The sequence below is a fragment of the Kribbella sp. NPDC056345 genome (assembly GCF_042262745.1).
In the GTDB taxonomy this organism is placed as follows: domain Bacteria; phylum Actinomycetota; class Actinomycetes; order Propionibacteriales; family Kribbellaceae; genus Kribbella.
Window position 1 is genome coordinate 151,369 of record NZ_JBHJQQ010000007.1, and the last position, 14,904, is coordinate 166,272.

A 14,904-nucleotide genomic window follows, 5' to 3' on the forward strand; every position below is an offset into this window, starting at 1 on the left:
GCCGGGCCGGTCATTCGGTTCCCACACTTTCGGCGGCAGTCTTGGACGGCAGGTCGGAGTCGTCGTCGCGGCCGGCCCGGGTGGTCTGCCAGTGCCGCAGCAACGGCAGCAGGCGGGCCCGGCCCCGGGCACACCGGGACTTCACCGTCCCCGGTGCGCAGCCCAGGATCGCGGCCGCCTCCTCGATCGAGTAGCCCTCCATATCGACCAGTACGAGTGCGCTGCGCTGGTCGGAGTTGATCTGCTTCAGCGCGTTCAGGACGTCGAGCCGGCGCTCGCGCACCTCGGCCGCGTCCTCCTCGACCGGTCCGGCCAGCTCGGCCGCGCGGTCCTCGTCCTCCGGCAGCGGATCGGCCTGGCGGACCTGCCGCCGGCGGATCCGGTCCAGGCAGGCGTTCACCACGATCCGGTGCAGCCAGGTGGTCACCTTGGCGTCACCGCGGAAGGAGTCGGCCCGGCGGAACGCCGAGATGAACGCCTCCTGCAGCGCGTCGGCCGCCTCCTCGGGCTCGCCGAGGGTCCGGATCGCGACCGCCCACATCCGGTCCCGGTGCCGCTTGACCAGAACCCCGAACGTGTCCGGGTTGCCGGCCACGTGCAGCCGGAGCAGCTCGTGGTCGTCCAGCTGGTCGTACCCGACCGGAGCCGGATGAACCGGTTCGTCGAGGCCGATCCGGGGGAGCTGTGTCGGTGGATTGGTCCCCGAATCCAGATGTGCCGTCATTTCTGGATCGAGACCTCCGAGATCGTGCCCTTGTAACCGCCGTCGACCTTGGGCACCTTGGTCAGCCAGACCAGCACGTACCGCGTCTCGGTCGGCGCCGACGGAGTCAGCGTCACCGGACCCTCGGGCTGGTCGGCCTCGGTGGCGATCGGCTCCCAGCCGTTCACGGCCGACGGTGACTTGGACTTGTCGTCACCCTTCGGAACCCTGATCTCCAGGCTGGTCTCGTCACCCTCGAGCGTGACGACCACCTTCGACACCGGCGTCAGTGCGCCGAGGTCGTAGATGATGCCGACGCCGGGCTTCTGACCACCGAAGTTCGGCTTGCCCTTGTACGACATGGTCTTCCAGTTCGTACTGGTCTTGTTGTCGTAGGTGTTCTTGACGTCCTCGGGGTGCTCGTAGCCGTTGCCGGCAGGCTCGGGGTCGAAGTCCTTGGCGTTGACGATCTTGGCCGCCGTGCCGGTGGCCGGTGGCTTGCTGCTGGCCGGCTGGGTGGGCTGGCCACCGGTCCCGGGGTCGTCGGTCTGGTCGTTGTTCATGGCGCCCTTGAGCAGGAACTGCGCCATCGCGACCACCGAGAGCAGCGCCAGGATGGCGAGCAGGATCAGGATCCGGCCGCCCCACGAGCCCTTCCGCTTCGGCTCGTCGGCGCGGCGGCGGCCGCCGTTCCCGTTCGACGGCGGTGGGGTCTGCCGGCGCGCGGGCCGTGCCTCGGCGGCGGCGTACGCCGCGGTCTCGGCGTGGCCGTTGGACGACTGGTACGCCGGAGGGGTCGGATCGAGCGCGGGCGGAGGTGCCTGCGGGACCACCTGGGTGGCGTCGTCGATGCTGCCGTTCAGCTGGGCGACCTGGACGGTCTCGTCCATCTGGTTCGGCGGCTCGTGCGAGCTGCCGACGACTCCGGACAGCGCGGCGGACAGACCGGCGGCGCTGGTGATCGGCGGGGCGTGGTGTCGCGGCGGGTCGGCGAGCAGCCGGTCGCTGATGTCGTCCAACGAACGCGGTACGCCGGCTCGCACCTGGCGCGGGCTCATCAGCCGGCCGTGCTCCACCGGCGCCGGCTGCAGACCCCAGGCCGGGCTCGGGCCTGGCCAGCGGCCGGTCAGCGACGCGTAGAGCAGCTCACCGAGCGCGTAGACGTCTTGTTCGGGCGAGCCCGGACCGGCGGACCGCAGGGCGGCCTCGGTCGCCAGGCCGACGACCTTGATCGCACCGGCATCGGTGACGACGACCGTCGACGGGCTGATCGAGCCGTGCGCGTGACCGGTGCGGTGCAGGTGCTCGAGGGCCTCGGAGACCTCGCGGGCCAGCCAGCCGGCCTGCTGGCCGGTCAGTGGTCCGCTGGCGAGCATCCGCTCCAGCGGACGACCGCCGGCCCACTCACGCACGCAGTACGTGACGCCTTCGAACATGTCGCAGTCCAGCACCCGCAGGAAGCGCGGGTCGGCCGCTGCGGCGGCCCGCCGCGCGGCGTCGAACAACAGGTTGGTCCGCGGGTCGCCGACCGGGAGGACATCGACGACGACCGCCCGGCTGAGCACCTCGTCCACGGCCCGCCACACCCGTGCACCGTCGATCTCCGCGAGTAGCTCGGCGATCCGGTACCGCCCGGCGAGCAGTGCACCAGGACTGACGGTCTGGTTCGACACGGTGTCTCTCGCCCTCCTGGATGCTGTGGTCGGCAGCCACCATCGTAGTGGCATCGTGATCCAGTACCGGTGCACGAGTGCACAAGCGTTCCGATCAGCGGCGGCCCGGCAGCTTCGATGTGACCATCGACACCACGTCGTTGACCTCGTGGATCCTTAATACCCGGGCCACGCCCGCGTACACCGGCAGCAGCACGATCCCGGCGACGGCCAGCTGGAGCACCGCGCCGAGGGGACCGGAGAACTCCACGGCCTGCCCGACCGCCCACAGCACCAGCCGCCCCGCACCCGCGCCGAGCGCGGCCGCGATCACCATCGCGAGCAGCGGCAGCCCGATTCCGGCCCCTGCCACCCGCGGCACGCGCCGGCGCAGCACCGGCCGGGAGATCAGTACGGCGACTGTGTAGGCCAGCGCGAAAGCCCCGCCGAGCATGACACCGGAGTACCGGAGGTGCTCCTCGTCCAGCAGCACCCGGACCCCGACCAAGGCGGCCGCGATGTTCGTCGCCGCGATCACGCATTGCAGGAAGAACGGCGTACGGGTGTCCTCGAAGGCGTAGAACGTGCGCAACTGGAAGTACTGGATCGTGTACGGAACGACGCCGAACGCGAGCGTGACGAGCGTGTACGCCATCAGCGTCAGGTTGTTCTTACCGGAGCCGTAGCCGGCGATGATCGTGACGATCGGGTAGGCGAACGCGATCATTGCCGCCGCTGCCGGTACGACGATCGCCAGCGTCTGCCGGATCGAGCGCGCCGACAGCCGGGCCACCTCGGTGAGATCGCGGTCCGCGGCCAGCGCCGACATCTGCGGCAGTGCGGCGGTCGCCAGCGAGACCGTGATGATGCCGTGCGGCATCAGGATGATCAGCATCGCCGTCTGGTACGCCGTCAGACCGGCCTTCGCGCCGAGGTCGTCGGTCGCACTACCGGCCAGCGCGAGCTTGGTGACCACGACCAGCGTCACCTGGTTCACCGCGACGAACAGCATCGTCCAGATCCCGAGCTTCGCGGTCTGGCTGAGCCCGGTCCCGCGCAGCCCGAACTTCGGCCGGTAGGTGTGCCCGCTCGCCTTGAGATACGGCAGCAGCACCAGCAGCTGAACCGCGATTCCGGCCGTGTGCCCGAGCCCGATCAGCAACTGCTCGCCGTGCGTGAACGTCGCCGGTGTGTCCCCGGTCCGGTAGACGAACAGGAAGGTCACGATGACCGCGCAGGCGACGAGGTTGTTCGCGATCGGCGCCCACATCATCGGGCCGAACCGGCGCCGCGCGTTCAGCACCTGGCCGACCAGCACGAACGCGCCGTAGAAGAAGATCTGTGGCAGGCAGAGCTGGACGAAGAAGACCAGGTTCGCCTTCTCCGCGAGCCGGGACGGATCGTGCAGCTCCTCCGGCATGTACAGGCCGGCGATCGCCGGGGCCAGCAGCACACACGCAGTGGTGACGACGGCCAGGATGACGAAGCCGAACGTCAGGATGCGATTGGTGAAGTCCTGACCACCGTCGTCGTGGTTCTTGATCGCCCGCACCAGCTGCGGGACCAGGACGGTGTTGAACACACCACCGGCCAGCAGGATGTACAGACTGTTCGGGATCGTGTTGGCAGCGTTGAAGATGTCGGCCCGCAGCGCGGTGCCGATGGCAGCCGCGAGCAGGGCGAGCCGGACGAATCCGAGCAGGCGGGACAACACAGTCCCGGCTGCCATCACCGCCGCGGAGCGCAGGGTGCGGTCAGCCATCCTTCGAGCCGACTCCTTCTTTCAGCGACGCGTCCGCCGGGAGGCCGGCGTCCGCGTTCGTGGCGGGCGTTCCGGGGGCGGCCGGCAGCGGCGCCGGGTGCAGCGGGTCGTTCTCGGGGGTCGGGTCGGCCGCAACGTCATCGGCGGCCGGTGGGTTGCGGCGCTCGGCGCGGATCCGCCGGTAGATCCGGACGAACGACGTACCGAAGAGCAGCGCGCAGGCCGCGCCGACCAGGATCCAGCCGACACTGCCGTACTGGCTCGCCTGGATCAGCATCGGCTGCGCGGTACCGACCGGGTCACCGTCGACGGTGACGACCTGCGCCGTGGCCTGGATGACACCGTTCTGCTCGGCGCTGGCGTTGATCCGGGGAGTCCACTTCTGACCTGCTCGGACGACCACGGTGTCGACGGCCCGCACCCGCAGGTCGGTCCGGTTCACCGAGCGCACGACGACGCCGACCCGGATCGAGTGGTTCAGGTCGTTCGCGACTGTCAGTGGGAAGGTGCCGTTGCTCCCGGCCAGGTTGACCTTGATCCCCTTGCCCTGGTCGAGACTCGAGTTGACCAGGTGCACCTTGCCGAGCTGCCCGTTCACCGAGCCGAGCTCGACGGCTGCGTACCGGCCGGCCTCGTCGGCATGACCGTTCCAGCCGAGCGAGGCGGACTGCAGCAGTCCCCTGGGCATGTCCGGGCTGACAGTGTCCGGCTCGGACAACAGGCTCGTGTAGGTGTTGATCGACTTCTCGAGCTGCTTGAGCTTTTCGAGCTGGGGACCACTCAGGGTCCCGTTCGTCTTCGGTGCGCTCGGGGCCACGATCGCGCGCGGCTTCGGGGTGGCCTTCACGACGTCGTCGACGGTCACCGGCGTCAGCCACGGCTGCGTGAACGCGCCGGCCAGGGCCGCGGTCGCCCGGCCGTCGGCGTCCCAACCTCGCGGCGGTACGACGACCGCCGTGGCCGCGGTCTTGCCCGAGGCGGCGAGTAGTGCGGTCTCGGCGAGGAACCGCTGCCGGACCTGGAGCGGATCACGATCGGAGCCGGCATCCGGCCCACCGGCAGTCAGTGCCGAGTCGGCCACGACTGCCCGGGACTGCTTGGCCGGACCCTCGGGAGTCAGCACCTGGTAGACCGAGGTCCCCGGGGTCAGCACCTTGGCGGCGTCGGTGGACCAGGCGGCGCTGTTGACCAGATTCAGGTCGCCGGCCTCGTTGGCACCCCGGAAACCACTGGCGGCGAAGGCGAGATAGCGACTGGCCGCGGCACCGTTCTCCAGCCAGAGCCCGTTGGTCCGCGCCGATACGCCGAGGTTCGCCTGCTCACTCTGCGCCCGGGCTTGCCGGACCAGCTCCTTCAGCGAGCCACCTGCGTCGTACAGGCCGGCCACGTCCACATCGCCGTACGGCAGCGCGATGACCTGGTTGCCGTCGGCCTGGCTCTTGGTGAAGTCGGCTAGCCAGGACTGCGCGATCTTTCCGTTCGTGCTTGGCACCGACTGGCTGTAGCTCGCGCCGATCCGGTACGGGTGCTCCGCCATCATCTTGGCCGCATAGATCAGCGCGGGGTCAACCAGCCAGGTGACGCGGCGCTGCCTGCCGAGGTCGAGTGCCCGGCGCAGCGACCCGCCCGGCTTCATCGCCTCCGCCAGCGAGTCGTCCGCGAACAACACACCACCCAGGAACGTCGGGCGGTGCTGCAGCGGGATCACCAGCGCGGTGCTGACCTTGCCCTTCGGTACGGCGCCGATCACCGGCATCAGGGTCCGGGCCCGGCCGGCGGTGGTCCGGGACTTGTCTTCAGGGGTGCCGCGGAACAGGACGCCGACGGTGTAGACGCCGGTCCGGTTGTCGATCCGCCACTCTTTCCACGGCACGGTCAGCGTGAACGCGACCTTGGCATTCGGCGCCAGCTTCTCGCCGAGGACCTGGTACGTGGTGGTATCCGAGCCGATTCCGGAGCAGCTGTCCCGGTCGTTCATCGGAATGTTCTGCTCGTTCGGTACGGCGGCGATCTCGGCGGCCGTGGTCAACGGGCGCCGGTCGATGCAGGTGACGACCTGGGGGTCGTTGCCGAAGGTCGCCGTACTGGTGTTGGTGACGGTGCCTTTGATGGTGACCGTAGCGCCGGGTTTGGGGACGACCGGGCCGAACGAGTCGATCGTCACCTGGACGGTCGGATCGTCGTCCGCGGCCATCGCCGGGACGGCCGAAATCGCTGCCGGGGCAACGATCAGCAGGCTCGCGGTCACTGCCGCGGAGAGCCTCAGTCGCCGTCTGAACACGCCGTCACCGTAACCTAGTTCCCCGTGTCACCATTTGCCGACCAGTCAGGCCCTGCCGGATCCCTGTCCGCCGTACAGCGGCAAGGCGTCCAGTCACTGCTGGCGATCGCCCCTGTCGTGGACGAACTGGGCGCCCGGTTCGCCGCCGCCGGCCACGAGATCGCCCTCGTCGGTGGACCCGTCCGGGACATTCTCCTCGGCCGGGGGAGCAAGGATCTGGACTTCGCGACCTCTGCCCATCCGGACGAGGTCGAGCGGCGGCTGGCCGGCTGGGCGGACCATGTCTGGGATATCGGCAAGGCGTTCGGCACCATCGGTTGTCGGAAGGGTGAGTGGGTCCTGGAGATCACCACCTACCGGTCGGAGTCCTACGATCCCACCTCACGCAAACCCGAGGTGGCCTACGGTGACAGCCTCGAGGGCGACCTGGCCCGGCGCGACTTCGCGATGAACTCGATGGCCGTGCTGCTCCCGTCGCACCAGTTCGTCGACCCGTACGGCGGTATCGCCGACGTCGCGAACAAGGTGATCCGGACCCCCGGCAGCCCGGAGGACTCGTTCTCCGACGACCCGTTGCGGATGATGCGCGCGGCCCGGTTCGCCGCCCAGCTCGGGTTCACGCCGGATCCGGGAGTGGTCGCCGCGATGACCGCGATGGCCGACCGGATCACGATCGTGTCGGCCGAGCGGGTCCGCGACGAACTGATCAAGCTGATCTGCGCCGACCACCCGCGGATCGGTCTGGATCTGCTGGTCACCACTGGGCTCGCCGACCATGTGCTGCCCGAGCTGCCCGCGCTGCGGCTGGAGAAGGACGAGCACCACCGGCACAAGGATGTGTACGAGCACTCGCTGACCGTGCTCGATCAGGCGATCGATCTGGAGTCACGGCTCCCGTATCCGGCGCCCGACTTCGTGAGCCGGTTCGCCGCGCTGATCCACGACATCGGCAAGCCGAAGACGCGCCGCTTCGAGGACGGCGGCAAGGTGACCTTCCATCACCACGACGTCGTCGGCGCGAAGCTGGCCCGGAAGCGGATGAAGGCACTCCGCTTCAGCAACGAGCAGATCGACCAGGTCAGCAAGCTGATCGAGCTCCACCTGCGCTTCCACGGGTACGGCGACGGCGAGTGGACCGACTCCGCCGTACGGCGTTATGTCCGCGACGCCGGTGATCAGCTGGAACGCCTGCACGTTCTGACCCGCGCCGACTGCACCACCCGCAACCGCCGGCGGGCGGAAACCCTGCGGGCGGCGTACAGCGACCTCGAGGATCGGATCGCCCGGCTTCAGGAGCAGGAGGAGCTCGACTCCCTGCGCCCCGACCTGGACGGCAACCAGATCATGCAGATCCTCGACCTGCCCCCAGGTCGCGAGGTCGGCGAGGCCTACAAGTTCCTGATGGAGCTTCGCCTCGACCAAGGCCCCCTCGGCGAGGACCGGGCTCGCGAAGAACTCCTTCGCTGGTGGTCCGAGCGTTAGATCGGCTGCGCTTCTTGGGTCGCGTAGGCGGCCGCGATCGTCGCGGCCGACTCCGGATGCGGCGCGAACGACCGTGCTCCGATCGCGGCGACCGGGAGCGCCGGGTCGATGGAGTTCGTCAGGTAGGCAGCGTCGTAGGCCGGCAGGTCGTCGAAGTGCACCGGGCGCAGCTCGAAGGTGGCGAGGCCGCGCTGCAGAACCTGTTGCCTGATTCCAGCCAGGACCCGTGCGGCTGGGAAGACGATCGTGGTGCCACGGGCGAAGCAGATGTTCCAGATCGACGCTTCGGAGATTTCACCGGCGGCGGTGTGGAACAGGGCATCGTCGTACCCGGCGGCTGTTGCCTGGCGCCGGTGGTAGATCAGGTCGAACGTGCCGGTGTGCTTGAGGTGCGGCAGCGCGCGCTGGTGCTGGATCGGGCGTAACCGGAGTGGTGTGGTGCCGGGCTCGATCGGTTCGCTGCGGCGGATCAGCAGGTCGAGATCGCCCGCGAGTGAGAACACGTTGACGCGCAGACTGCAGTCGCGTTCCTGGGCGAGCGCCGTACGGAGATCGCTGCGGACCCGGTCGGCGTCGAGTGGCCGGCCGAAGACCTCGCGGGAACTGCGGTCGAGGCGTTCGAAGTGCAGGTCGAGGCCGTCGACGCGGCCGTCGCGGACCTGCAATGAGGAGAAGTGGCCATATGTAGTTGCTCGGAGCAACTCCTGAGTCACAGTGGGCAGTGGTTCGCCGTTCAGGAACAAGGTTTCTGGCACAGGGTCATTCTGGTCTACGCTCGCAGCGTGGACGTGTGGAGCATCATCGGCTGGGGCGGATCCGCGTTGGTCGTGGTGTCGCTGCTGCAGACCCGGATCCTGCGGCTCCGCCTGCTGAACCTGGTCGGCTGCGTGATCCTGGTCGGTTTCAACCTCGTCATCGAGGTCTGGCCGATGGTCGGTATGAACGCCGTCCTGGCCGTCATCAACGTCGTGCACCTGTGGCGGCTGCTCCGGCACCGGCACGACGACGCCGAGTACGAGGTGCTCCGGGTCAACTCGGACGACGCGTACCTGGGTCACGTCCTGGCCACCCACGCCCGCGACATCAGGCGCTTCAACCCCGGCTTCGCCCTGTCCGCCAGCCCGTACGCCTTCCTCGTCCAACGCGGCGAGCGCACGATCGGCGTCGTCCTGGCCCACGACGCCGGCGAGGGCCGCGCCCAGATCGACCTGGACTACGTACTCCCGAAGTACCGCGACTTCACCCCCGGCGAGTTCGTCTACCGCCGCAGCGACGTCTTCACCGACCAAGGCTTCCACCAGGTCCTCGCCTCACCCCGGATGCGTGACTCCTCGCCGTACCTCAACCGCCTCGGCTTCCACCCCGAAGGCGACACCCTCGTCCTCGACCTGCCCTAGGTCCTTCGCGAAGCACAGCGACGCCGGCTCATGCTCGAACGGCGGGTACGGCGGCGTCGGGGCATACCCGTGATTCGTGTAGAGCGCGATCGCCTCGGGTTGCTGAGTCCCCGTCTCCAGCCGGAGCTTGGTGATCCCCTTGCGCTGCGCGTCCGCCTCGACCGCAGTGAGCAGTTGCCGCGACAAACCCCAGCCGCGCGCGGACGGAACGACGTACATGCGCTTGATCTCGCCCAGACCGGGCGCCACGGGCTGCAGGCCGACGCAGCCGACCGGCTTGCCGTCGAGGAGGAGCAGGGTGAAGGTGATGTCGGGGTGCAGGCTGACCTGGGGCTGGTCGTCACCGTAGACCGCGGCGAGTTCGGCCTGCTGCGCGGTCGCGAGGGTGAGCACGGCGGGGTCGGTGCCCGGTACGGCGCGCAGTTCCAGGTCCTCGATCATGCGTCCGGACGGTAGCAAGCAGGCGTGACGCAACTGTTTCGACTTCCTCTCGCCGGGCCCGGATCGCCGTGAGGTCTTCCACTATTCATGAAAATATTTCATTATCCCGACTATGACTGTGACTCGGCGTACTGTTCTCGGCACGGTAGGTGGTCTTGGTGTGGCGGCCGCCGTGCCACTGGAGGCGTTCGGTACGCCGGCGTTGCGGACCGCGGCGGATGCGTCGCCGACGCTGGTCACGGGGGCGACGTTTCCCGAGGGTGTGATGGCTGGGGTGCCGCGGACCGATGGGGCGATGCTGTGGACCCGTGTGCCGCGGGGGCTGTTCGACGGTGATGCCGAGCTGGCGGTCGTGGTCTCGCGGAATCGCGATCTGTCCCGGCCGGTGATCGTGAAGACGGTGATCGCGGAGAAGCAGTGGGACGGCTGCGTCCACTTCCCGGCGAACGGGCTCACCGCAGGCGAGGAGTACTTCTACCAGTTCCGCGGGAAGGACACGGTCTCGCCGGTCGGCCGCTTCCAGACGCTGCGCCCGGCGGACTCGAACCAGCCGGTGCGGATCGGCTTCTTCACCTGCCAAGGCTTCACCGAGGGGTACTACGCGGTGCACCGGCATCTCGCCGCGGAGGAGCTCGACCTCGTCGTCGGTCTCGGTGACTACGTCTATGAGGCGACGGTCCCCGGCGTTCGCGGGATCGACCTGAACCTCTATCCACAGGTCCTGCCGACGATGCGCGCGAAGTACACGCTCTATCGCAGCGACGACGACCTGCGGGCGATGCATGCGCAGCACGCGTTCCTGCCGCTGTGGGACGACCACGAGTTCCGCAACAACTACACGAAGAACAAATGGTCGCTCCCCGAACTGTTCTTCCAGGAGAAGAAGTCGGCGGCCTGGCACACGTGGTTCGAGCGGATGCCGGTTCCGCGGTACGCCGGCAACATGACGCGGACGTATCGCTCGCTTCGGCTCGGCAAGACGGTCGAACTGTTTGCCATCGACAACCGGCAGTACAAGGACGACCAGCCGTGCAACGACGGTGGCAGCGTCATCTGCGCGGCGGCGGATGCCCCGGGCCGGAGCATGCTCGGCCCCGATCAGAAGGCCTGGCTGGAGAACGGCCTGCGTTCGTCCGGTGCCCAGTGGAAGGTGCTTGCGAACCCGAACATGATGATGGGCATGGTCACCGGCGCCGGCGGCGAGCGGGCCTACATGGACACCTGGGACGGGTACGGCGCTGAGCGGACCGAACTGCTGTCCCTCGCGGCCGATCGCGTCTCCGACCTGGTTGTCGTGACCGGCGACGACCACGACACGTACTCGGGTGAGCTGTGGAACACGGGGTTCGCTCCGGGCACCCCCGGCAACCCGGCCGGGACCAAGCGAGCAGGCGTGGAGTTCGTCGTACCGTCGGTGTCGTCGACGAACACCGGTGACACCAAGGGCGTGGCCGGGGCGAAGGCCGAGGAGCAGAAGCGGTTGCAGTACAACCCGCACCTGAAGCAGATCGACATGCGGCAACACGGGTACGGCGTACTGGAGGTGACCCGCGACGAGGCGAAGCTGTCGTACCGAGCGGTCGACAAGCTCCACCCCGACGCGGGCGTCAGCACCAGCTACCAGTTGCGAACCGGACGGGGCAGCGCCCGGCTCGACAACGTCGTCTAGCGATAGATCCGGAGATCCGCCAGACTCCACCAGTGGTCGCTGGTGCCGTTCGAGGTGATCCGGACATACCTCGCGTACGACGGTCGCACGGTCACCGTGGTCAGCTGGCCGGACGACGTACCGGTCACCGGTTTCGACCACTGCACTCCATCGTTGCTAACGGCAACTGACCAGTTCGTGGCGAAGTCGCCGAGCTGTCCGCCGCTGTCGAGGGCGATCTGCCGGAACAGCTTGCGGGAACCCAGGTCGAGCTGGATCGACTGACCCGGCGCCTGGGCAGCCTTGCTTGACCACACGGTCGATCCGTCCGCATCGATCGCAAGTCCGGCCTCGGTGCCGTTGACCGATGCGATCGCTGTCGCACCAGCCAGTGACACCGGCGTCGGGGTCGACAGGCGGGAGGACGGCCAGGTGAACGTCCCGATCGCACCACCAGGCAGTTCGTACTCGAACGACTGGTCGCCGACCGCGACCGCGAACTTCCGCGGCTCGTCGTTCTCGTTGTGCACCAGCAGTGCCGTCGAGCCGTCCGGGTTCTTGAAGGCGGACGTCATCAGCTGCCCGTTCCATCCGGTCGTCCCGTACGACGTGCTTCCGATTCGCGTCGCACCCGGCTTCACGAACTTCGACAGGTGGCCGATCGTGTAGTACTCCGCATCCGTCGTGACCGTGCCATCGGCCTGCAACGTGACGAGACCGGTGCAGGTCCCGCAGCCACCGAGGTGCGGACCGCCGGTGGAGTCGAGGGCGATGTTCCAGTTGACGACCGACTTCGCCCAGTTGCGGGTGGTGCCGAGCATCAGGTTGCGCGCGTGCCAGGTGAGCGTGCCGCGGAAGATCTGCGGCGGGGTGTCGTTCGGCCCGTGCGAACCGGAGCACTCGGTGAACCAGATGCCCTTGTCCGGGAAGGCGTTGTGCAACGCGGTCTGAGCCGCCGCATTGCCCGAGTAGCAGTGATACGCCGTACTGGCGATCCACTTCGCGGCCGACGTCCGCAGCAACTTGTACGGGTAGTCGGTCTCCGGGTCCTCACCGGGCGGGGTGGTCCCGATGTCGGCGGGGTGCGTGGACCAGTTGTGGTCGTAGCCGAGGATCTTGGTCCGCGGGCTGGTCTTGTGCAGCAGCGGCCCGAGCCGCGAGATGACCTCGGCCTCCTGCCGGACCGGGACGTCCGAGCCGGGGTAGCCGCCGGGCTTGCGGTTCTGCGGCTCGTTCTGGATCGACAGGAAGTCGACCGGTACGCCGGCCCGCGTGTACGCCTCGACGAACTTCACCAGGTAGCGCGCATAGGCGTCGTACACCTTGGGGTCGTCCTTGAGGCGACCGCCGACGAGCGAGTCACCGGTCTTCATCCAGGCCGGCGGGCTCCACGGGGAGGCCATCACCTTGAGCGCCGGGTTGAGCTGCTTCGCGCGGCGGAGCAGCGGCAGCACCTGCTGTTCGTCGTGCTTGATGCTGAACTGCTTCAGCTGGAAGTCGGTCTCGCCGGGCGCGACATCGTCGTACGTGTAGTGCTCGGTCGCGGCGGTGAAGTCGGACGACCCGACCGGCTGCCGCAGGAAGCTGACGCCGATGCCCTGCCGGGGATCGAAGAGCTTCCGCAGCGTCTCGTCGCGGACGGCCGGGGTCAGCCGGTAGAGCACATCCGCCGACGAGTCGGTGATCGAAGCGCCGAAACCGTCCATGGTCTGGTACGTCGTTCGCGGGTCGACCGTGATCGTCGTCAGGTCGCTGTCATCTCGCTGGAAGGCGACCGGTGCGCGCTCGTGCAGGAGCTCGGCCCGGTCCGGGGTGGTCACCCAGCTCCGCACCTGGGTGGTCGGGTGGTGGGCCTCGGCGGTCGGCACGGTCAGCAGACCGGTGGTGAGCGCCAAGGCGGTGGCGATCATCGGTGTTCGCATCGCACTCCTCAGGGTGTGAAACACAAGTGCAACAAACGACCTCAGGAAACGATCTCTCTCGATCTCTGTCAATGGCTCCAGGCGCACCACTAGAGTGCTGAGCGTGAAACAAAGCGATGTAACAAATGCCTAGGCAGCGCGCGACCGTGCGCGATGTCGCGGCCGCGACCGGGGTGTCGACCGCGACGGTCTCCCGGGTCCTCAACCAGCAGGGCAGCGTGGCGCCGGAGACGCGACTCCTGGTCGAGCGCGCGGTCGAGGAGCTCGGCCTGCGCGCTCCCACCCCTCGCGGCGGTACGCCGAAGCCCGTCGCAGGTGCGGTCTACGTGCGCTGCCCGTATCTGCTGACCGACTACTTCGGCCTGATCGTCTCGTCCATCGCCGAGACCCTCGACCGACACGGCCGCCAGGTCGTCCTGAACGCCGGCGAGGCCGCCGCCCATGAGCCGGTCCTGTCCCGAATCCCGTCCCAGAGCGGTTTGGCCGGAGCGATCCTGATCCTCCCGCCCGAGTCGAGCGAAGACCTCGTCCGCCTGAGCTCGCGCCGCTTCCCGTTCGTCGTGGTCGACCCGCGCACCACCCTCCCGCGCGACATCCCCTCGGTCTCAGCCGCGCATCACTCCGGCGCCCGCCAACTGACCGCCCACCTGGCCGCGCTCGGCCACACCAGGATCGGCGTCATCGCCGGCCCTCGTGAATGGCTCGCTGCCGACGCTCGGCTCTCCGGTCACCACGCCGCCCTCGCCGACGCCGGCATCCTGCCCAACGCCGACCTCGTCCGCCACACCCATCCGACCACCGCGGACGGCTACGAGGCTGCCACCCAACTCCTCGCCCTCGACCCACGCCCCACCGCGTTGATCGCCTTCAACGACAAGGCCGCCATCGGCGCTCTCCAGGCCGCCACCGCCCAAGGCCTGAGCGTCCCGACCGACCTCTCCATCGCCGGCTTCGACGACCTCGACCTCAGCCAAGCCACCACCCCGGCCCTCACCACCGTCCGCCAGCCGCTGGCGGAGATGGGCCGGATGGCGGTCAGCCTGCTCACCCGCCTGCTGGACCGGCACACCCTCGAAGCCCTCCACGTGGAGCTGGCCACCGAACTGGTCGTCCGCGGCTCGACCGCGCGTCGTTGAAATTCGCCTGCGGGATGGTGTCGGATCGGAGTACTGCCGTTCGTGGACTTCATGTGCGACGGCCAACCGGCTTCGCACAGACTCGATAGGAGACGACAGTGCCCGAGTACCTGATCAGCTTCAACGACGAGTGGGTCCCTGAGCACACGGAAGCGCAGCTCCAGGAGAAGGCCGCGTCCGTGCGACCCGTGATCGAGGAGATGACGGAGGCCGGCGTCTACCTCTTCGGCAACGGCGGCCTCGATGCCTCGTCCGTTCTCTGCAGCGTCACGGCCCAGGACGGCGAGCCGATCTTCACCGACGGCCCGTATGTCGAGTCCAAGGAACACCTCGGTGGGTTCGCCGCCATCGCCGTACCCGACGACGAAGCCGCGCGCTACTGGGCCGGCCGGCTCGCCGTCGCCCTCGACTGGCCCCAGGAGGTGCACCGCTTTCCCCCGTCCGTCGAAACCAGTGCGACCCCCTGAGCGGATGTGAAAG

The 14,904-nt window shown here is 68.5% G+C and carries 12 protein-coding genes; 5 read left to right on the plus strand and 7 right to left on the minus strand.

What is annotated here, in order from left to right; translation table 11 throughout:
* Nucleotides 1-10 precede the first annotated feature (10 nt).
* The 4 genes from sigM to ACFCV3_RS24970 all read right to left on the minus strand — a co-directional run bounded on the left by sigM (nucleotide 11) and on the right by ACFCV3_RS24970 (nucleotide 6,398).
* On the minus strand, nucleotides 11-724 hold the full coding sequence (sigM, locus tag ACFCV3_RS24955) for an RNA polymerase sigma factor SigM (RefSeq protein WP_376033614.1): 714 nt from the start codon (nucleotides 722-724) through the stop codon (nucleotides 11-13).
* Nucleotides 721-2,376, minus strand: coding sequence for a protein kinase family protein (locus ACFCV3_RS24960; RefSeq protein ID WP_376033616.1), 1,656 nt, complete (start codon nucleotides 2,374-2,376; stop codon nucleotides 721-723). Before ACFCV3_RS24960 ends, sigM begins: the two co-directional genes overlap by 4 nt.
* Nucleotides 2,377-2,470: 94 nt before the next feature.
* On the minus strand, nucleotides 2,471-4,117 hold the full coding sequence (gene murJ, locus ACFCV3_RS24965; protein ID WP_376033618.1) for a murein biosynthesis integral membrane protein MurJ: 1,647 nt from the start codon (nucleotides 4,115-4,117) through the stop codon (nucleotides 2,471-2,473).
* Nucleotides 4,110-6,398, minus strand: coding sequence for a hypothetical protein (locus tag ACFCV3_RS24970; RefSeq protein WP_376033620.1), 2,289 nt, complete (start codon nucleotides 6,396-6,398; stop codon nucleotides 4,110-4,112). The genes murJ and ACFCV3_RS24970 overlap by 8 nt, the downstream gene beginning before the upstream one ends.
* Nucleotides 6,399-6,422: 24 nt before the next feature.
* On the opposite strand from ACFCV3_RS24970, the gene ACFCV3_RS24975 reads away from it, so the two are divergent.
* Nucleotides 6,423-7,880, plus strand: a complete 1,458-nt coding sequence (locus ACFCV3_RS24975) for a CCA tRNA nucleotidyltransferase (protein WP_376033622.1) — start codon at nucleotides 6,423-6,425, stop codon at nucleotides 7,878-7,880.
* Here ACFCV3_RS24975 and ACFCV3_RS24980 read toward each other — a convergent pair.
* Nucleotides 7,877-8,635 (minus strand): aminotransferase class IV, encoded by a 759-nt coding sequence (locus ACFCV3_RS24980; protein ID WP_376033624.1) that lies wholly within the window; start codon nucleotides 8,633-8,635, stop codon nucleotides 7,877-7,879. The two genes, ACFCV3_RS24975 and ACFCV3_RS24980, sit on opposite strands and share 4 nt — an antisense overlap.
* A gap of 27 nt (nucleotides 8,636-8,662) precedes the next feature.
* Here ACFCV3_RS24980 and ACFCV3_RS24985 point away from each other — a divergent pair, with 27 nt between their 5' ends.
* Nucleotides 8,663-9,277: a hypothetical protein gene (locus ACFCV3_RS24985; protein ID WP_376033626.1), complete on the plus strand. Its 615-nt coding sequence runs from the start codon at nucleotides 8,663-8,665 to the stop codon at nucleotides 9,275-9,277.
* On the opposite strand, the gene ACFCV3_RS24990 is transcribed toward ACFCV3_RS24985, so the two are convergent.
* On the minus strand, nucleotides 9,191-9,718 hold the full coding sequence (locus ACFCV3_RS24990; RefSeq protein ID WP_376033628.1) for a GNAT family N-acetyltransferase: 528 nt from the start codon (nucleotides 9,716-9,718) through the stop codon (nucleotides 9,191-9,193). The two genes, ACFCV3_RS24985 and ACFCV3_RS24990, sit on opposite strands and share 87 nt — an antisense overlap.
* Before the next feature lie 112 nt (nucleotides 9,719-9,830).
* Here ACFCV3_RS24990 and ACFCV3_RS24995 point away from each other — a divergent pair, with 112 nt between their 5' ends.
* Nucleotides 9,831-11,387, plus strand: a complete 1,557-nt coding sequence (locus ACFCV3_RS24995; protein ID WP_376033630.1) for an alkaline phosphatase D family protein — start codon at nucleotides 9,831-9,833, stop codon at nucleotides 11,385-11,387.
* On the opposite strand, the gene ACFCV3_RS25000 is transcribed toward ACFCV3_RS24995, so the two are convergent.
* Nucleotides 11,384-13,288 carry a discoidin domain-containing protein gene (locus ACFCV3_RS25000; protein ID WP_376033632.1) on the minus strand — a complete coding sequence of 635 codons (1,905 nt, stop codon included), beginning with the start codon at nucleotides 13,286-13,288 and terminating at the stop codon, nucleotides 11,384-11,386. The genes ACFCV3_RS24995 and ACFCV3_RS25000 overlap by 4 nt on opposite strands.
* Before the next feature lie 125 nt (nucleotides 13,289-13,413).
* On the opposite strand from ACFCV3_RS25000, the gene ACFCV3_RS25005 reads away from it, so the two are divergent.
* Nucleotides 13,414-14,424 (plus strand): LacI family DNA-binding transcriptional regulator, encoded by a 1,011-nt coding sequence (locus ACFCV3_RS25005; RefSeq protein ID WP_376033633.1) that lies wholly within the window; start codon nucleotides 13,414-13,416, stop codon nucleotides 14,422-14,424.
* Between the two features lie 98 nt (nucleotides 14,425-14,522).
* A complete protein-coding gene (locus ACFCV3_RS25010; protein WP_376033635.1) occupies nucleotides 14,523-14,891 on the plus strand; it encodes a YciI family protein in 369 nt (122 codons plus the stop codon).
* Nucleotides 14,892-14,904 lie beyond the last annotated feature (13 nt).